Annotated in this window: 15 protein-coding genes and 1 tRNA gene; 13 read left to right on the top strand and 3 right to left on the bottom strand. The window is 64.4% G+C overall.

The window, feature by feature from the left end:
* The first annotated feature begins 450 nt into the window (after positions 1 to 450).
* Together SO180_RS35115 and SO180_RS35110 are read left to right on the top strand one after the other, a co-directional pair.
* Positions 451 to 3,879, top strand: coding sequence for a DUF7933 domain-containing protein (locus tag SO180_RS35115; RefSeq protein ID WP_449383399.1), 3,429 nt, complete (start codon positions 451 to 453; stop codon positions 3,877 to 3,879).
* 131 nt (positions 3,880 to 4,010) lie between these two features.
* A complete protein-coding gene (locus SO180_RS35110) occupies positions 4,011 to 4,358 on the top strand; it encodes a hypothetical protein (RefSeq protein ID WP_449383398.1) in 348 nt (115 codons plus the stop codon).
* Between the two features lie 66 nt (positions 4,359 to 4,424).
* On the opposite strand, the gene SO180_RS35105 is transcribed toward SO180_RS35110, so the two are convergent.
* Positions 4,425 to 5,480 (bottom strand): polysaccharide deacetylase family protein, encoded by a 1,056-nt coding sequence (locus SO180_RS35105; protein ID WP_449383397.1) that lies wholly within the window; start codon positions 5,478 to 5,480, stop codon positions 4,425 to 4,427.
* Between the two features lie 251 nt (positions 5,481 to 5,731).
* On the opposite strand from SO180_RS35105, the gene SO180_RS35100 reads away from it, so the two are divergent.
* Entirely contained in the window at positions 5,732 to 6,028 is a 297-nt protein-coding gene (locus SO180_RS35100) for a hypothetical protein (RefSeq protein WP_449383396.1), read from the top strand.
* A gap of 182 nt (positions 6,029 to 6,210) precedes the next feature.
* The gene (locus SO180_RS35095) at positions 6,211 to 6,426 is read left to right on the top strand and encodes a hypothetical protein (RefSeq protein ID WP_449383395.1); all 216 of its coding nucleotides are present in this window, start codon (positions 6,211 to 6,213) and stop codon (positions 6,424 to 6,426) included.
* A gap of 25 nt (positions 6,427 to 6,451) precedes the next feature.
* Here SO180_RS35095 and SO180_RS35090 read toward each other — a convergent pair whose 3' ends face one another.
* Positions 6,452 to 8,140, bottom strand: a complete 1,689-nt coding sequence (locus SO180_RS35090; protein ID WP_449383394.1) for an MFS transporter — start codon at positions 8,138 to 8,140, stop codon at positions 6,452 to 6,454.
* 138 nt (positions 8,141 to 8,278) lie between these two features.
* Here SO180_RS35090 and SO180_RS35085 point away from each other — a divergent pair, with 138 nt between their 5' ends.
* The 6 genes from SO180_RS35085 to SO180_RS35060 all read left to right on the top strand — a co-directional run bounded on the left by SO180_RS35085 (position 8,279) and on the right by SO180_RS35060 (position 15,356).
* A complete protein-coding gene (locus tag SO180_RS35085; RefSeq protein WP_449383393.1) occupies positions 8,279 to 9,652 on the top strand; it encodes a hydrolase in 1,374 nt (457 codons plus the stop codon).
* A 36-nt stretch (positions 9,653 to 9,688) separates the two neighbouring features.
* Positions 9,689 to 11,056, top strand: coding sequence for a cytochrome P450 (locus tag SO180_RS35080; protein WP_449383392.1), 1,368 nt, complete (start codon positions 9,689 to 9,691; stop codon positions 11,054 to 11,056).
* A 58-nt stretch (positions 11,057 to 11,114) separates the two neighbouring features.
* Positions 11,115 to 12,524, top strand: coding sequence for an adenylate/guanylate cyclase domain-containing protein (locus tag SO180_RS35075; RefSeq protein WP_449383391.1), 1,410 nt, complete (start codon positions 11,115 to 11,117; stop codon positions 12,522 to 12,524).
* Positions 12,525 to 12,845: 321 nt separating this feature from the next.
* Positions 12,846 to 13,334 carry a tellurite resistance TerB family protein gene (locus tag SO180_RS35070; protein WP_449383390.1) on the top strand — a complete coding sequence of 163 codons (489 nt, stop codon included), beginning with the start codon at positions 12,846 to 12,848 and terminating at the stop codon, positions 13,332 to 13,334.
* 221 nt (positions 13,335 to 13,555) lie between these two features.
* On the top strand, positions 13,556 to 14,335 hold the full coding sequence (locus SO180_RS35065) for an SDR family NAD(P)-dependent oxidoreductase (protein ID WP_449383389.1): 780 nt from the start codon (positions 13,556 to 13,558) through the stop codon (positions 14,333 to 14,335).
* 223 nt (positions 14,336 to 14,558) lie between these two features.
* Positions 14,559 to 15,356: a glutamine amidotransferase gene (locus tag SO180_RS35060; RefSeq protein ID WP_449383388.1), complete on the top strand. Its 798-nt coding sequence runs from the start codon at positions 14,559 to 14,561 to the stop codon at positions 15,354 to 15,356.
* 184 nt (positions 15,357 to 15,540) lie between these two features.
* Here SO180_RS35060 and SO180_RS35055 read toward each other — a convergent pair.
* Positions 15,541 to 15,616, bottom strand: a tRNA-Ala gene (locus SO180_RS35055).
* A gap of 188 nt (positions 15,617 to 15,804) precedes the next feature.
* On the opposite strand from SO180_RS35055, the gene SO180_RS35050 reads away from it, so the two are divergent.
* From SO180_RS35050 to SO180_RS35040, 3 genes are read left to right on the top strand one after another with little or no spacing between them, the layout of a single operon-like run.
* On the top strand, positions 15,805 to 16,095 hold the full coding sequence (locus SO180_RS35050) for a YggT family protein (RefSeq protein WP_449383387.1): 291 nt from the start codon (positions 15,805 to 15,807) through the stop codon (positions 16,093 to 16,095).
* Positions 16,096 to 16,111: 16 nt separating this feature from the next.
* Positions 16,112 to 16,462, top strand: coding sequence for a DUF167 domain-containing protein (locus tag SO180_RS35045; RefSeq protein ID WP_449383386.1), 351 nt, complete (start codon positions 16,112 to 16,114; stop codon positions 16,460 to 16,462).
* A gap of 3 nt (positions 16,463 to 16,465) precedes the next feature.
* A complete protein-coding gene (locus tag SO180_RS35040; protein ID WP_449383385.1) occupies positions 16,466 to 17,350 on the top strand; it encodes a bifunctional methylenetetrahydrofolate dehydrogenase/methenyltetrahydrofolate cyclohydrolase in 885 nt (294 codons plus the stop codon).
* Positions 17,351 to 17,386 lie beyond the last annotated feature (36 nt).

The following is a 17,386-nucleotide window of genomic DNA, read 5'->3' as shown; positions in this document are numbered from 1 at the left end:
ACCTCCCGCAGAACAAAAGCGGAAAGTGTAACCCATGTGTCCGGTACGTACCGTCACCTATGTCTCAGGCTGCTCAACCCAGACACGTCTAGACCAGCCCCAGATTCGGTCAGCGTTGCTGTCCGCTGCGTCGCGCGGCGGCAACAGTCATCGTGAAACTTGCACCGCCCTTGTCGTTCGCCGCATTTGTGGCCGCTCTTCCTGGGATTGTGATGTCTATAGATTGCAATCTGAGCTTCGAATTTGGCGCGCCTTCGCACATTCACGCTGGTCCGCGCGGAATTGAAACATTCAGACGGCCGAACCAACTGACACGTCGCGACCTTTCGTTGTTGCCTTTGCCGGGTGTGACAACTGTCCTTGGGGGCGGCGATGAAGTGCGGGTTGTGTCCCTTTGCGCAATCTTTCGTCGCGACGCTTGCAATCCGTTGGTTTTCGAAGTCGCCTCACGTGGACTCTGCTGCGACCGAAGTGCAGGGATATCGCTACCGCGCTACGGTTTGGGCGGCAGTCATGGGCGTGCTGATCGCGTTCGTCAGCCCGGGGGCTGCGCAGGTGGTGCGCGGGCAGAATACGCCGACGATCGCCAAGTCGTTCGGGGCGTCGGCGATCTCGGTTGGCAGCAGCACGACGCTGACGTTCACCGTCACTGGCGCCACTCTTGGAAATACCGGCGTAAATTTCACAGATGCTCTGCCCGGTGGACTTGTTGTCGCCACACCCCCCGGCCTGACCGTCACCGGCGCCGACGCCTCCTGCAATGTCTCCAATGTGACGGCCGCGGCCGGTGCCGCCAGCATCAGCTTGGCGAACGTCTCTTTGGCGTCGAACCAGACGTGCACCGTCGCCGTCAACGTGACGGCCACGTCCACTGGCCAGAAGAACAACTCGGTCAAGGTCTCCTCGGACCAGGGGCCCGGCAACGATGCAACGGCGCACCTGACTGTTGACGCGGCGCCGACCCCTTCGCCCCCCGCAATCGCCAAGAGCTTCGCGCCCTCATCTATTCCACTCGGCGGCACATCGGCGCTCACCTTCACGATCACCAATCCAAATGCTTCGGCAGCACTCACGGGCGTCGCGTTCAGCGACACTCTGCCGGCCGGGCTTACTGTTCCGGCGACCAGCATCGCTCAATGCGGCGGCACGCTAACGACGACCGCGACGAGCATCGCGCTCGCGGGCGCAAGCATTGCAGGAGGCGGGGTCTGCAGCTTCTCGGTCACCGTGACCGGTACCACCACGGGCACCAAGGTCAACAACTCCTCGGCGGTCACATCGACCAATGGAGGGACCGGCAACACCGCCAGCGCGTCGATCGAGGTGACCGCACTGGCTCCTCCTGGACTTTCCAAGAGCTTTGCGCCGGCATCGATTGCCCTCAACGGCACATCGTCGCTCACCTTCACGATCACGAATCCCAATGCTTCGACGGCGCTCACAGGCGTTGCGTTCACCGACGCGTTTCCCGCCGGGCTCCTGGTTGCAACCCCCAGCGGCCTGACCAACTCCTGCGGCGGCACCCTCACCGCGCCTGCCGGCGGCGGCAGCGTCAACCTCTCGGGCGCCACCCTCGCGGCCGCCTCGTCCTGCACGATCTCGCTCAACGTGACCGGCACGACCACCGGAATCAAGGTCAACAGCACATCACCGGTCAACTCAACCAACGGAGGAACCGGAGACAACGCCAGCGCGACGCTCGCGGTGGGCGTGAGCACGTTTCCGCCTGCGATCAACAAGAGCTTCGCGCCGTCACTGATTCCGCTTGGCGGCACATCGGTGCTCACCTTCACGATCATCAACCCCAACCCTGTGCTGGTGCTGTCCGGGGTAGCCTTCACCGATGCTCTTCCGGCCGGGCTGACTGTTCCGGCTGCCAGCATCGCTCAATGCGGCGGGACGCTTACGACCACAGGCACGAGCATCGCGCTCGCGGGCGCAAATATTACGGGAGGCGGGGCCTGCACCTTCTCGGTTACCGTAACCGGCACCACCATCGGCACCAAGGTCAACACAACCTCGAACGTCACCTCGAGCAATGGAGGGACTGGCAACACCGCCAGTTCGTCGCTTCAGGTGACCGAACTGGCTCCTCCTGGGCTTTCCAAGAGCTTCGCGCCTGCATCGATTGCAGTTGGCGGTACGTCGTTGCTCACCTTCACGATCACCAATCCCAATGCTTCGACGGTGCTCACGGGGATCACATTCACCGACGCGTTTCCCGCCGGGCTCCTGGTTGCGACCCCCACCGGCCTGTCCAGCACCTGCGGCGGCACCCTCACCGCGCCTGCCGGCGGCGGCAGCGTCAACCTCTCGGGCGCCACCCTCGCGAGCGCCTCGTCCTGCACGATCTCGATCAACGTGACCGGCACGACCGCCGGCATCAAGGTCAACGCCAGCTCACCGATCAGTTCGACCAACGGAGGGAGCGGAGACAGCGCCAGCGCGACGCTCACGGTCAATACGTCGCTCTCTCCGAGAGTCCAAAAAGCATTCGGCGCCGCGTCGATTGCGGCGGGCGGCGTAACCTCGCTGACGTTCACGGTCGTCAATCCCAACCCGAGCTCCGCGCTCACCGGCGTCGCGCTCACCGACAGATTCCCGGCCGGGCTCCTGGTTGCGAGCCCCAACGGCCTGACCGGCTCGTGCGGCGGCGGCTCCATCACGGCGACCGCAGGTGGCGGCAGCGTCAGCCTCACGGGTGCGACGCTCTCGCCCGCTGCGTCCTGCACGTTTTCGGTCAACGTGACGGGAACGACCGTCGGATCGCTGACCAACGTCACGGACCCCGTCACGTCCACGAACGGCGGAACAGGCAACACCGCGAATGCCTCCATCACCATCAGCGTGCCGGCGGACAGCGGGCACCTGCGCGATTTGCAGCTCACGGTCACCAAGATCGAGGCCCACGCTTCGGGCGCCGCGGTCTCCGGCGCAGTCGATGAGGCGATTGCGGATGGCTTTACCGACTGCGCGGGCCCGCAGATGCCGGTCAAGGCGAGCGGCGGCGGCCTGCGCTTCAAGTTCGGCTGCGAGCTCCAACCCCCGCCGACCAAGGGGATGCCGCCGGTCGTGCTCGCACCACCTTTGTGGCTGGCCTGGGCCGACATACGCGGCAGCGACTGGAATACCAGCCAGCAGACCGGCGATATCCGCGGTGGACAGATCAATGCGCTGTTCGGAATATCGCATCGCCTCACGACCGATATTCTGATCGGCGCATTCGGCGGCTATGAGAGCTTCGACTACACCTCGCAGCTGCTCGACGGTCGTTTAAAGGGTGACGGGTGGACGGCCGGCGGATATTTCGGCTGGCGCTTCCTGCCGGGCATGCGATTCGACGCCAGCCTGGCGCGCTCGGGAATTAGCTACAATGGCACCGCCGGAACGGCATTCGCGACGTTCCCGGGGCAACGCTGGCTCGCGACGGCGTCGCTGATCGGCGTCTACAAGACGCATTACGGCTTCGAGATTGAGCCCTCACTCAAGGTCTATGCCTTGTGGGAGCGCGAAGACTCCTACACGGACAACTTTGGCATCGCGGAGAGCTCACGAACCTTCTCGGAAGGCCGCGCGAGCGCCGGCGCAAAAATCATGTACCCGTGGCTATGGACGACCACGGTCAAGCTCATGCCTTATGTCGGCCTCTACGCCGACTATTATTTCAACCGCGACGACGCAACGCTTCCGGTCGGGCCGCTGCTGCAGGCGACCCAGTTCTTGCAGGGCTGGTCGGCGCGCGTCACCACCGGCGTCGGCGTGACGCTGGAAACCGGCCCGAGGTTGTCGGTCGATGGCGAGCTTGGAGGGCTCGGGAGCAATCAGTTCACCGTCTGGTCGGTGCGTGGACGCGCGTCGGTTCCGTTCAGCGCAGACTAGATCAGGGCCGGGGCGCCTGGACAAGACTCCGGCCAATAATGCAACGCCGTCCGCTTGCGTGACCAAGGTCACGTAACGCCAGGCCGACTTGTCCTAGCTTGCCGTGGCGTTCGCAAACGGGAGACACGCACATGCGCAAGATCATTCTGGTTGCCGCCATGGTTCTGGCCTCTGCGTCTGCTCAGGCCGCCGGTTCGCGTAGCTTGACGATTGCTTCCGCGGATGATCCGGTCGCGCAGCAGACCACGACCACCGCTGCGCCGCAGGCCTCCAAGCCCACTGAAGCTCCGAAATATGTCGACCGGCCCGCGGCCGTATCCACGACACCGGCGACGACCACAAGTTCGACGTCCGCAACGACGCAGACGCCAGCGGTCTCGACCAAGACTACGGCGAAGATCGACAAGCCGAAGCGCAAGCCTTACTGGACCGAAGGTCGCATCATCGGCGAGCTCCATCGCCACGGGATCTATTGGTAATCCAAAAACGGTAATGGCCGGGAAGCCCGGCCATCATGATCCGTCGAAGCGTACTGGCTTGTCGCGTTACTGCGAAACCGTCTGCACCACGCTCGAGATCGGACGTGCGCTCGAGGTCGGCACCTTCAAATCCTTCAGCAGCGCCTCGTCATATTCCGGCAGCGTCTGGAACGTCGTCTTCGCCTTCATCTGCACGACCTTGTAGCCGCCAGCCTTGAGGCGTGCGAGCAGCGTCGGCAGGGCTTCGGCGGTGTGCTTCTGGAAGTCGTGCATCAGGATGATGCCTTTGCCGAGCTTGTCGAGCTTGGTCATCACGTTGCTGACGATCTTGTCCGGCGTGCTCTCTTTCCGGAAGTCGAACGAATCGAGATCGGTCGAGAACATGGCGACGTTGCGGGTGCCGAAATAGCTCACGATCGCCGGATTGTGCTGAAGCTGGGGGAAGCGGAAGAAAGGCGCGGGGTTGGTCCCGAGCGCGAACTTCACCGCGCTGAAGCCCTTCTCCACCTCGTCCTTGGCCTGTTGTTCCGTCATCTTCTTGCTGTTGAGATTGACGTGCGACCAGGTGTGGGTGCCGACCGTGTGGCCCTGGGCCAGCACCTGGCGCAGGATCTCGGGATGATAGGTGGCGTGCTTGCCGACCGCGAAGAACAGGCCTTTGGTGCATTCGTCTGCGAGCGCCTTCAGCACCGCGGGCGTGTTGTTCGGCCACGGACCGTCGTCGAAGGTCAGCACGACCTCCTTGTCGGTGAGGAAGTCGAACTGCTTGAAATGCTCGAAGCCGAAACCCGGTCCCCCGGTGGTATCGATCTCGACCACGCGGGCGACGCCAAGCGCGTTCGGATTGGCGCAGGTCGACTTCTGCTGAACCGGCAGCGCCGGCGCTGGTGCGGCCGCAGCCGGAGCGCTCGGCGCCGCGGCCGGTCTGCCTGATAGCGCCGCCGTGGTCTCGACGTCGTCCTTGGCCGCAAGCTTTGCCGAGGCCGGCAAAGAGTCCGGCGCGCGGGCAGCCATTGTCTGGGGAGCGGCCTGTTCGGCGCGCGAGGAATAAAAGAACCAACCTCCGGCGATCACGACCGCCGCAATCACACTGGCCACTAGCAGGCCCAACGCATTACGCATCGCTACTCTTTCCAAATACGCAACCAAACAAGCGGTTTTTCCCCGCGCCGAGCCGATAATGCGAAGGAACAGTTAACGTGACACCAACACGACAGCGGTTGCGGTGGAATTTCAGCGGGGTGCGCCAAAGTGACCGATGTCACGGTCGACGGGCCGGTCGTGATCGTCATCACAGTGGAAACGGTTTTGCCGGATCATCGTAGCTCCCGTTAACGCACCCCGCCCGACGGCGGCGCCAATGGGAGCCCCAAATGACCACCTCGTTCTCGTCCAAAATCCGCGACGCCAGCCTGGCGCTGGGTTTCGCCGCTTTCGTGTCGATCCTGTCCTCGACGACAGGCTTTGCCTACACCGCCGAGGCGCAGCAGATGTGCACCGGTGACGCCTTCCGCCTGTGCTCGTCGGAAATCCCCAACATCCCCGCCATCACCGCCTGCATGTTCAAGCACCGCGCCGATCTCAGCCCCGGCTGCCGTGCCGTGATGGACAAGGACCTCGCCAAGGCGCCGTCGCGCAAGGTCGCCGACGTCCAGGAAGGTGCGCACTAAGACAAGCGCGCGTGGTGATGATGCCATCATCGCGCGCCTGGGCTCCCTCGCGAAGGCCCCGGCGTCCAGACCGGGGCCACTCGCATCTCGCCGGCTCAGCTCATCAACAAAAGCCGTTGCGGCGCGGGAACCACCGCTTTAGCTTCGCCCGCCTATCGTTTCGGGTATGAGGCATTTTTGTGATGAGCAGATTTCTTTTGATTTTTCCATTGGCCCTGATCGCATCGGGTGCGTCAGCGCAGCAGCAGCCGGGCCACGATGCCTGCGCCCGTGACGTCTCGCGCTTCTGCCGTTCCGTGATGAACAACGGCGATTCGGCCGTGCTCGCCTGCCTGAAACAGAACCGCACCCGCCTTAGCAAGGCCTGCGACAAGGTGCTGACCGAGCACGGGCAGTAATTATCGTGGTCCTTCCGGTGAAAAACTAAGTGCTGCTCCCCGCCGCGGTCGCAACCACCGGCAACACCTCGCCGCTGCTGCGGTCCGGCGTCTCTTCCTTCCAGCGTACCGAGCCGAACGGGCGCTCGAGCATACGACGAATCCGCACCGGGTCGGGGCCGATGTGGAAATCGATCGCCTGCTGATGCAGCGCGCGCTCGGACTGGGTCGAGCGGTTGCGCTGGCGCAAATAATCGAGCCAGGTCGGGCAGTGGTAGCGCTCGGTCCACAACTCGGAATCGGCGATGTCGCGCGCGATCGACCAGCCATAGGCGCCGTTGCGCTGCCTGGAGAGCTGCACGTCCTGCATCACATTGTGGAAGGCGCGCGCGTTCTCCTGCGCCACGCGATATTCGATCTCGACCACCAGGGGACCGCTGCGCCCCGTCAGTGACAGCCTCACCTCGGGATCGGCGAGCACCTCGGCGTCCTCGTTGCGCGCGCCGACGCGCGGCATTGCCAGCCATAGTCCCAGCAGCGGCGAGAGCAGCATCAGGCCGGCGGCGGTGAGCAGCGCCATCTCGACGCCGGCATGATCGGTGAGATGGCCCCAGCCCCAGGCGCCGATCGCAATGCCGCCGGAGATCGAGGCCTGGAATGCGGCGAGCGAGCGCCCAGCGACCCAGCGCGGCGCCGAGAGCTGCACGCCGATATTGAACAGCGCCACCGCGGCCATCCACACCGCGCCCGCCAGCACCAGAGCGGCCGCGGTCAGCACGGGCTCGCTGCTGATCGCGATGGCGCCCATCGCAAACGCCATCGAGATCGTGCAGGCGCGGATCGCCGATTCGCCGCTCATGCGCTTGCGCAATTCGTGGATGTTGAGCGCGCCGACCACGGCGCCCATGCCGAACGCCCCGAGCATGATGCCGTAGGTCTGCGCGCCGCCATGCAGGAGGTCGCGCGCGACCAATGGCATGAGCGCCATGATGGCGCCGCCGATCAGGCCCATCACCAGCGTCCGCAACAGCACGATCTTGATCGGCGGCGAATTGGTGATGTAGCGCACGCCGGAGACCATGGCACGGTTGAGCTTTTCCCGCGGCAGGCGCGACGGTTCGGTGGAGCGCCGCCACAGCAGCAGCACGACCAGCAGCGGCAGATAGAGGATCGCGTTGCAGGCAAACGCCGCCACCGCGCCAGCCGCAGCAACGATGACGCCGCCGATCGCGGGGCCGAAGCTGCGCGCGATGTTGTAGCTGATGCCGTTCAGTGCCACCGCCGATGGCAGCGAGTCTGGCGGCACCTGCTCGCTGACCGAGGACTGCCAGGCCGGGCCGAACAGTGCGTTGCCGCTGCCGACGATGAAGCAGAAGGCGAGCAGCGTTTCGGGGGTGATCAGCTTGAGCCCGGCCAGTATCGTGAGCGCGGATGCACCGATCAGCGCGATCGAGAGCGAGATGAGGGTGACGATGCGGCGGTCATACATGTCGGCGATGGCGCCAGCCGGCATCGAGATCAGCATGATCGGCAGCATCAGCGCGGTCTGCACCAGCGCGACCTTGTCGGCCGACGCCGCCATCTGCGTCATCGCCCAGGCTGCACCCACGCCCTGGATCAGGAGTCCGAGATTGGAGAGCAGGCTGGCGAGCCAGATGCGCCGGAATAAGGTATACCGCAGGGGTGCGGTGATGCCGTCATTGGCGAATTTCTGGCGTTTCGGCTGCTCGGTCATATCCCCTTCCAAATGGCTTGCGAGAAATGGTTCGGCGATTCCTGCTTGACCAAGTGATGCCTGCGAAAGTCCTTCGCTGTCCAGTGGTTAGACGGCTATAAGCAGTGCAACCAGGTGGTTTGCCGGGGGAGGAACGACATGAAACTATCGCGACGGACAATCCTGCAGGGCGCCAGCGCGCTGCCTTTCGCGGTTGCGAGCTTGCGGACGTCTGCATTGGCTCAGACCGCGCCCGCAGCGCCAGCCGCCGCTGAGGTGCCGCCGATCCTGTTCGTGCACGGCAACGGCGACTACGGCGCGCTCTGGATGACGACATTATGGCGGATGGAGTCGAATGGCGTTGCGCGCGATCGCATGCTGGCGATCAATTTCACCGATCCCAATGCGCGGGACGTCGACAGCGTCGAACAGCCCAGCCGCTCCTCGACCGAAGATCAGCGCCGCGAGCTGGCCGCTGCGATCGCTGAATTGAAGCGCCGCACCGGCGCTGCGCGCGTCGCGCTGGTCGGCAGCTCGCGCGGCGGCAACTCTATCCGTAACGTCATCAAGAACGGCGGCGCCGGCGATGTCAGTCATGCCGTGCTGTGCGGCACGCCTAACCACGGTGTCTGGGCTACCGACGATGCGCTTGGCAACGAGTTCAATGGGCGCGGCGCCTTTCTGCGCGGCCTGAACGAGGGCGAGAGCGAGGTGACGCCGGGAACGGCCTTCCTCACCCTGCGCAGCGACGGCATGGACAAATATGCGCAGGCCGATGGCCGCTTCATCGGCAAGCCGGGTGTGCCCACCAATGTCACCGCCGAAGGCCCGGAGCTGAAAGGCGCCACCAACCTCGTGCTCGGCGCGCTCGATCATCGCGAGGTCGCGTTTCATCCACGTGCCTTCCGCGAGATCTACAAGTTCATCGCGGGGCGCGAGCCGGAGCGCATCGCGATCGTGCCCGAGAGCAGCGTCAAGTTGAGCGGGCTGGTGATGGGAACGCCCGGTGGCGTGCCGACCAATCGTCCCGTGGAGGGCGCCACCGTCGATGTGTTTCGCGTCGATCCCGCGAGCGGCGAGCGCCAGGGCGGTGCAGTGCATAGCGCAAAGACCGCCGCCGATGGCCGCTGGGGGCCGGCGCAGGTTGAGCCGACCTGGTCGCTCGAATTCGTGCTGACCTCGCCCGGCGCGCCCACGACGCATATCTACCGCTCGCCCTTTCCGCGCTCGTCGGACGTGGTGCACCTGCGTGCCGCGCGCCCGCTCGGGCCGCCCGATGCCGGGGCCGGTGCAGTCCTGATTTTGTCACGGCCGCGCGGCTATTTCGGCCTGCCGCGCGACATCCTGCTGTTCGACGGCAAGGAGCCGGCGGACGTCAAGCCGGGCGTGCCAACGGATACGGCAGCAACCCTGCGACTTCCGGCCACAGACGTCGGGCGTAACGTCGTGGCTGAGTTCAACGAAGAACGGATCGTCGCCCGGGCGTGGTCGGCCGCCGAGAACAGGATTGCGATTGCCGAACTGACTTACTAGCTGTGTGGATGCGGTGGATATGCGGGGAGAGAGCCCATGAATGTCGCCCAGGTACGCCGGCCCATCATTCCGCCGACCCCGCCGCGTGCGCCGGAGGGAATGCCATTCCTCCGCCGCGTTGCGGTGATCCGCAAGAACATGATCGCGACGTGGGCACAGCGCGCCTATGAGGAAGACGTCATCCAGGGCCGCTTCTTCCTCCGCAACAGCTTCATCCTCAACCGGCCGGACTCGATCCGGCACATCCTGCTCAATAATTACGAGAACTATACGCGTACGCCGGCCGGCATCCGGATGCTGCGTCCGGTGCTCGGGCAGGGTCTGCTCATCGCGGAAGGCCAGCCGTGGCGGCACCAGCGTCGAACGCTGGCGCCCGCGTTCACGCCGCATGCCACCGCAAACCTCGTCCCGCACATGACGGCGGTGCTCGACGAGACTATCGCGAAGCTCAAGACGAAAGCCGGTGAGGTCATCGACCTCCGCGAAATCATGCAGCGGATGACTCTCGAGATCGCCGGTCGCACGATGTTCTCGTTCGGCATGGACAAGCACGGCGCGACCTTGCGCAATTTCGTCATGGAATATGGCCAGCGCCTGGGTCGGCCCTATTTCCTCGACATGCTGCTGCCGGTTTCCTGGCCGAGCCCGATGGATTTCGCGCGCGCCCGTTTCCGCAAGCGCTGGACCGCGTTCGTCGCGATGCTGATTGCCGAGCGGCGGGCCGCCGGCAAGAAGGAGGGCGCGCCGCCGCGCGATCTCTTCGACCTCATGGACGAAGCGCGCGATCCCGAGACCGGCAAGGGCTTTTCGGACGAGCAGCTCGTCGACGAGGTCGCAACCATGATCCTGGCGGGTCACGAGACGACCGCGACGGCTCTGTCCTGGGCGCTCTATCTCCTGGCGCTCGATCCCGAAACCCAGGAGGAAGTCGCCTCCGAGACGCGCGGCGAGCACCTGGACAGCATGGCCGATATCGACCGGCAGAAATTCACCCGCGCCGTCATCGAGGAGACCATGCGGCTCTATCCGCCGGCCTTCCTGATCGCGCGCGCGGCGCTCGACAAGGACAACGCCGCGGGTGTCGAGATCAAGAAGGGCGACATCATCATGATCGCGCCATGGCTGCTGCACCGTCACGAAAAGCTCTGGGACCAGCCCAACGCCTTCATCCCCAAGCGCTTCATGTCGGCGACGCCGCCCGACCGCTTCGCCTATCTGCCGTTCGGCGCCGGCCCGCGCGTCTGCATCGGCGCACCTTTTGCGCAGGCCGAGTCGGTGCTGGCTCTGGCCCGGCTGATCGGTGAATTCCGTGTTGAGCTGGCCGACACCGGCCCCGTCATTCCCGTCGGCGTCGTCACGACGCAGCCGGACCATTCCCCCAAGTTCCGTATCACGCCTCGGTGACGAGCCGGTCCTTAGCCGGTCCTTGGGATCGCTGCGCCAACACACTAGATGAAGCAACATGAGCGACATTCAGGCCCAGTTTTCGGTTCTCAAGCAAACCGCCGAGCCCAAGGTGGTCGACCAGATCGAGCGGCTGATCGATCGCGGCGAGGATCACGAGCTGAACCGCATCAACGCCATCGATTTCTCCAGGCAGCATGGCTTCGATGAGGAGCGGGTCATCTCCGCCTTCCTGCATTCGGCGCGTCTCGGACTGTTCGATCTGAGCTGGAACGTCTTGTGTCCGGGGTGCGGCGGCGTGCTCGGCGCCCACACGACGCTGAAGGCGCTGCGGCCCGACGACTATCATTGCGCGCTCTGCGCCTGCGGCTACAAGGCGTCCGTCGACGAGGCCGTCGAGGTCTCCTTCACCGTCAGTCCGCGCGTGCGGCGCATCGCGGCGCACGACCCCGACTCGCTTTCGGTGTGGGAGTATTTCAAGCAGATGTTCTGGAGCTCGGGCGTCGACTTCAACAAGGAGTCGTTCGCGACCCTCGCCAATGAGGTCACGCTCGACACGCTCGAGCTTCCGGCCGGCGAAAAGGCGACGATGTCGCTCCAGCTTCCGAACGATTTCGTCATCGTCTTCGAGCCGGTGACGCATGCCGCGCATTTCATCGATGTCCAGGGCGAGCCGACCAAGGAGCGTCAGCAACTCGCGATCATGTACAACAAGGTCCAGGCCCCGACGGGAACCACGACCTTGCGGCCCGGACCCCTGCGGCTGTCCCTGGACAATCAGGCCGGCGTGCGCGTGCTGCCGACCGTGTTCATCGCGGCTGAGGCGCTGCATCATTTGATCGGCAAGCGCAAGCCGTTCCTCACCGCCAAGCGGATGCTGTCCAACCAGACCTTCCGCGATGTCTTCAAGGCGGACAATCTCAACATCGATCAGCGGTTGCAGATCACCTCGCTGACCTTCCTGTTCACCGACCTGAAGGGCTCGACCGCGCTCTATGAGCGCGTCGGCGATCTCGCCGCCTTCGACCTCGTGCGCGCGCATTTCCATGCGCTGCTCGAGATCATCGCGTCCGAAAAGGGCGCGGTGGTGAAGACGATCGGCGATGCCGTGATGGCGACGTTCGTCAAGCCGGAGGACGCTCTTGTCGCCGGCTTGCGCATGCGTTCCGCGATGGAGGAGTTGAACAAGAAGCGCGGCTCCGAAGATCTCGTTCTCAAGATCGGCATTCATGAGGGGCCTTGTCTTGCGGTGATGCTCAACGAGCGCCAGGACTATTTCGGCCGGACCGTCAACATTGCCGCGCGCGTGCAGAGTGTGTCGATGGCCCAGGAAATCCACATCACCGGTCCCGTGCTGGACGCGCCGGCGGTCGCCAGGATCCTGGAGCAGTGGTCGATCAAGCCGATCCAGAAACAGGCCGCGCTCCGCGGCATCGCCGACAAGATGGTGGTGTACGAACTGCCGTGAGGGATTCGCAGCGCCGACATATTCTCCGCTGTCGTCCCGGACAAGCGAAGCGCGGATCCGGGACCCAACCACAGGACAGCGGAATAGGCACGCTGGAGGCCCCAGCGCGTTTCAACAATTTCCATTCGGGGTAATGGGTCCTGGCTTTCGCCAGGACGACGTCGGGGTGTAGCGGCTTGTTTCACTCGGAAGCCGCGCCGATCAGATTGCCGAAACGTAATGCAGCGCGGGGCATAAGCGCGCATTGCGCGGGGCGAATTTCCCGCTCATATAAAGGAGACAGGCCGCCGTTGCGGCGCCACCCATTGCGGCAGGATTTTCATGCTCGACGGACTGCGCCAATTCATAGCCGACATTGTCGCCCCCCAGGCGGGGGATCGCGCCTTCGGCGACACCGACTATCGCCTGGCGGCGACCGCGCTGCTGATCCATGTGATCTCGCTCGACGGCGAGCCGACGGAAGCCGAACGGCGCAAGCTGCACAACCTGATCGAAAGCCATTTCTCGCTGGATCGCGGCACTGCGGACCGCCTGATCGCCTCCGCAACCCAGGTCGAGGGCGAGGCGGTCGATCTCTATCACTTCACCAGCGTCATCATGCGCTCGCTCAATGAAGAGGGCCGCAAGCGCATCGTCGAGATGATGTGGGAGCTCGTCTATGCCGACGGCCAGGTCACCGAGTTCGAGGACAACGTCGTCTGGCGTGCCTCCGATCTGCTCGGCGTGTCACAGCGCGACCGGATCGACCTCAAGCATCTCATCGCGGGTCGCCGCACCGGTCAGGTCAATGACGGCATCGCCAGTACTTGAGCGCATCGATGGGACGCGGCCAGTCGCGACCACATGACGAAACTTTAATGTATCCGCCGATCACAGCCTAGCCGAATACCCCTGCAAATCAGCGGTTTTTCTGCATCCTCCATCTCGGCTGCTCGTCGCGAGGCCGACGGGCGCCTTGCATCGCTCACGCGGCCTATGCTCTCGTCCTGGGGTGTCGCCCCAATTTCGCTGGCATTGAAGAGATTTCGATCGTGACTGAGCGTGTGACGCTGATTACCGGTGCCTCGGCGGGCATAGGCACGGAGCTGGCGCGCGTGTTTGCCGCGAACGGTCACCGCCTGGCATTGACGGCGCGTCGTGCCGACCGGCTCGATGTATTGGCCGGCGAGATCGCAGCCAAGGGCGGCAAGGCCCCGATCGTGATCGCCTGCGATCTCGAAGAGAATGGCGCGGGCGAGAAGATCGCGGCGGCACTGGCCGCTGCCGACGTCGAGCTCGACCATCTCGTCAACAATGCCGGCTTCGGGGTGTTCGGCGACGCGATCGAGTGCGATCGCGCCGCGCAGCTCGGCATCATCGACGTCAACATCCGCGCGTTGACCGATCTGTCGCTACGTTTCGCGGACCAGCTCGTCAAGAACAAGGGTGGCATTCTCAACGTCGGCTCGATCGCGGGCTTCCTGCCCGGCCCGGGCATGGCCGTCTATTACGCCTCCAAGGCCTACGTCATCTCCTTCACCGAGGCGCTGCGCGGCGAGCTCGGAGCGCGCGGCGTCCGCGTCACCGTGCTTTGCCCGGGACCTGTGGCGACCGAATTTCAGGCCCGCGCCGGATTTGTCCCCGGATTCGATTCCGCCGTTCTCGACGTCTCGGCCGCTGATGTTGCGCGCGCCGCCTATCGCGGGCTGATGGCCAATAAACGGGCGGTGCTGCCTGGCCTCGGCATCAAGATCGTGCCGTTCCTGCTGCGCTTCTTCCCGCGCGGCTTCATTTTGGCCGCCGTCGGCGGGTTCCAGAGGCGCCGGCGCTAGAGCATGATCCGGAAAAGTGTGAAGCGGTTTTCCGAAAAGATCATGCTCAAACAATAACCTGAAGCGCGATGATGATTTCATCCCTATCTCATCACACTTTAGCGCACTCCGATTTGGCCCGGCGCTTGCTTTGTCTCGGTTCAGTGTGTGCGCAAACTCACACGAAATTAACGATCGCTTAGTTATGCTGGCGATCTGAACCTATGGCTTTTGAAAAAGGGCGATGTCGTTCCGGACGGACAGGTTTGGCGGTGCGGAGGTGGTCCCCTTCAGGAGAAGGGCGCCAGACGCCGCCGCCGACCGTAAGCCTCCGCTGCCCGTGCTGATCATCCTGCATCAGGAATCCTCGACGCCCGGCCGGGTTGGAAACGCCTTGCGCGCGCTCGGCCATCGCCTCGACATCCGCCGGCCGCGCTTCGGCGATCCCTTGCCCAAGACGCTCGAACATCACGCGGGTGCCGTGTTTTTCGGCGGGCCGATGAGCGCCAATGATTGCGACGACTACATCCGCCGCGAGATCGACTGGATCGAAATTCCGTTGCGGGAGCAGCGGCCGTTTCTCGGCATCTGCTTGGGTGCGCAGATGCTCGCGATGCAGCTCGGGGCTCGCGTCGCACCGCACCCCGACGCGCTCACACAGATCGGCTACTATCCGATCCGTCCGACGGCCGCGGGCCACGCGCTGTGCCCGGATTGGCCGGGCAAGGTCTATCACTGGCACCGCGAAGGCTTTGAGCTGCCCGGCGGCGCGGAGCTGCTCGCCGAGGGCGATGATTTTCCGGTGCAGGCGTTCTGTGCCGGCAATGCCTTCGGCTTCCAGTTTCATCCCGACGTGACCTACGCGATGATGCATCGCTGGACCACGCGTGGCTATGACGGCCTGAGTGCGCCCGGCGCGTGCGCCCGCCACCATCATTTCGCGGACCGCGCGGTCTATGACGTTGCCGAACGGGCCTGGCTGAAGAATTTCATCGATGGCTGGCTGGTGCGCAGACCTGTCATGGCACAAGCCGCTGAGTGATCGCAGCGCGGCTTGGTCTTCGCCTTGCGGACGCGCAACGGCTGATCTTGTGCGACTGAAGTCGATTGGATGGAAGGCAAGGGCCAGCTTCGTCCGTCTTCGCCCTTTGGGCTTCGCCGGACACCACGCTTCGCCCCTCGGACTCTTGCGTGGCTGCGCCACGCGTAGCCCGAAGGGCGAAGCGTGGTGGAGCCAGGCGGGATCGAACCGCCGACCTCGTCATTGCGAACGACGCGCTCTCCCAGCTGAGCTATGGCCCCGTTTGCTGGCCGCTCTGGTAAACGCGGCCGACAACCGGGGGCCATTTAAGTCCCCGCCAAGGTCAAGTCAAGGACGGGCATAACCCGGTTTTGGCCGGTCGGTGCCGGGACTTCCCTTGTTTGGGCCGGGGGGAACCGATATCTAGCAAAAGGCCTCAATCCCCACCGGAACCAGAGTTCTCACAGCCATGCGTGCCGTTCTCGACATCGTCCTCATCGTGCTCGACCTCTACGTCTGGCTGCTGATCGCCTCCGCGATCCTGTCCTGGCTGATCGCTTTCAACGTGGTGAACACCCGCAACCAGTTCGTCTCGGCGGTGGCGGAATTCCTGTACCGCATCACCGAGCCGGTGCTGGCGCCGATTCGCAATTTCCTGCCCAACCTCGGCGGCATCGACATCTCGCCGATCATCCTGATTCTGATCATCTTGTTTATCCAGAAGGTGATCGCATACTACATCTACCCGAACGTGATTTAGGCGAAGCAGGCGGGCATTGGCCTCGACAAAGCCCTCTACAGAACCCTGGCGCTATTCCACCTCGGGCATCAGTATCGCGCTGCGGGTCACGCCGCGCGGCGGCCGTGACGACATCGACGGCATCGAGGCGCTCTCCGACGGCCGCAGCGTGCTCAAGGTGCGGGTGCGCGCGATTGCCGATGGCGGCGAGGCCAACCGTGCGGTCTTGCAGCTGCTTGCGAAATCGCTCGGCGTGCCAAAGGCGAGCGTGCGGCTGCTCTCGGGTGCCACCTCGCGACTGAAGCAGATTGCGGTCGACGGCGACCCGGCGCGCCTTGGAGAGGCGTTGCGCCGGCTTGCCGCGGCCAAGTCGACGAATGGGGATTAGGACATGACGGCCAAAATCATCGATGGAAAAGTCATTGCAGCGGAGCTCCGCGCCCGCGTCGCGGACGAGGTTGCCCGCGTCAAGCGCGAGCACAATTTGGTCCCGGGCTTGGCTGTCGTGCTGGTCGGCAACGATCCCGCCAGCGAAGTCTATGTCCGCTCCAAGCACGCCCAGACGCAGGCGGCCGGCATGGCCTCGTTCGAGCACAAATTGCCGGCCGACGTCTCGCAGGCGGATTTGCTGGCGGTGGTCGCAAAACTCAATCGCGATCCCGCCGTGCACGGCATTTTGGTGCAGCTGCCGCTGCCCAAGGGTCTCAATACCGAGGCCGTTATCAACGCCATCGATCCCGCCAAGGACGTCGATGGGCTGCATCCGAACAATGCCGGCCGGCTCGCGGGCGGTTTCCAGGCGCTGTCGCCGTGCACGCCGCTCGGCTGCATCATCCTGACCAAGAGCGTGCACGCCTCGCTCGAGGGCATGAACGCCATCGTCCTCGGCCGCTCCAACCTGGTCGGCCGTCCCCTGGTGCAGTTGCTGCTGAACGAGAACGCCACGGTGACGATTGCGCATTCGCGCTCGCGCGATCTGCCTGGGCTCGTCCGGCGTGCCGACCTCGTCTACGCTGCCGTCGGCAAGGCGGAAATGGTGCGCGGCGACTGGCTGAAGCCGGGTGCGACCGTGATCGACGTTGGTATCAGCCGCGTTCCCAGGGAGGGCGGCAAGACGCGTCTCGTCGGCGACGTCGCCTATCAGGAAGCGTTGAACGTTGCGGGTGCGATCACGCCGGTGCCCGGCGGCGTCGGCCAGATGACGGTGGCGTGCTTGCTGGTGAACACGCTGCGCGCCGCCTGCGCAATCGCCGGCCTGTCGAAGCCGGCGGTGTAGAACTCCGATTGACATTCCGGTGCTAACGCACCATCC

It is taken from the genome of Bradyrhizobium sp. UFLA05-112, from assembly GCF_053572325.1.
Note: the sequence above shows the minus strand (reverse complement) of the source record. Positions and strands in the feature narration are given on the sequence as shown.

Excerpts from the sequence above, each read along its gene's own strand:
- SO180_RS35110 (WP_449383398.1), top strand. The coding sequence starts at position 4,011 with ATGCGCAAGATCATTCTGGTTGCCGCCATGGTTCTGGCCTCTGCGTCT.
- SO180_RS35105 (WP_449383397.1), bottom strand. The coding sequence starts at position 5,480 with ATGCGTAATGCGTTGGGCCTGCTAGTGGCCAGTGTGATTGCGGCGGTC.
- SO180_RS35100 (WP_449383396.1), top strand. The coding sequence starts at position 5,732 with ATGACCACCTCGTTCTCGTCCAAAATCCGCGACGCCAGCCTGGCGCTG.
- SO180_RS35095 (WP_449383395.1), top strand. The coding sequence starts at position 6,211 with ATGAGCAGATTTCTTTTGATTTTTCCATTGGCCCTGATCGCATCGGGT.
- SO180_RS35090 (WP_449383394.1), bottom strand. The coding sequence starts at position 8,140 with ATGACCGAGCAGCCGAAACGCCAGAAATTCGCCAATGACGGCATCACC.
- SO180_RS35085 (WP_449383393.1), top strand. The coding sequence starts at position 8,279 with ATGAAACTATCGCGACGGACAATCCTGCAGGGCGCCAGCGCGCTGCCT.
- SO180_RS35080 (WP_449383392.1), top strand. The coding sequence starts at position 9,689 with ATGAATGTCGCCCAGGTACGCCGGCCCATCATTCCGCCGACCCCGCCG.
- SO180_RS35075 (WP_449383391.1), top strand. The coding sequence starts at position 11,115 with ATGAGCGACATTCAGGCCCAGTTTTCGGTTCTCAAGCAAACCGCCGAG.
- SO180_RS35070 (WP_449383390.1), top strand. The coding sequence starts at position 12,846 with ATGCTCGACGGACTGCGCCAATTCATAGCCGACATTGTCGCCCCCCAG.
- SO180_RS35060 (WP_449383388.1), top strand. The coding sequence starts at position 14,559 with ATGTCGTTCCGGACGGACAGGTTTGGCGGTGCGGAGGTGGTCCCCTTC.
- SO180_RS35050 (WP_449383387.1), top strand. The coding sequence starts at position 15,805 with ATGCGTGCCGTTCTCGACATCGTCCTCATCGTGCTCGACCTCTACGTC.
- SO180_RS35040 (WP_449383385.1), top strand. The coding sequence starts at position 16,466 with ATGACGGCCAAAATCATCGATGGAAAAGTCATTGCAGCGGAGCTCCGC.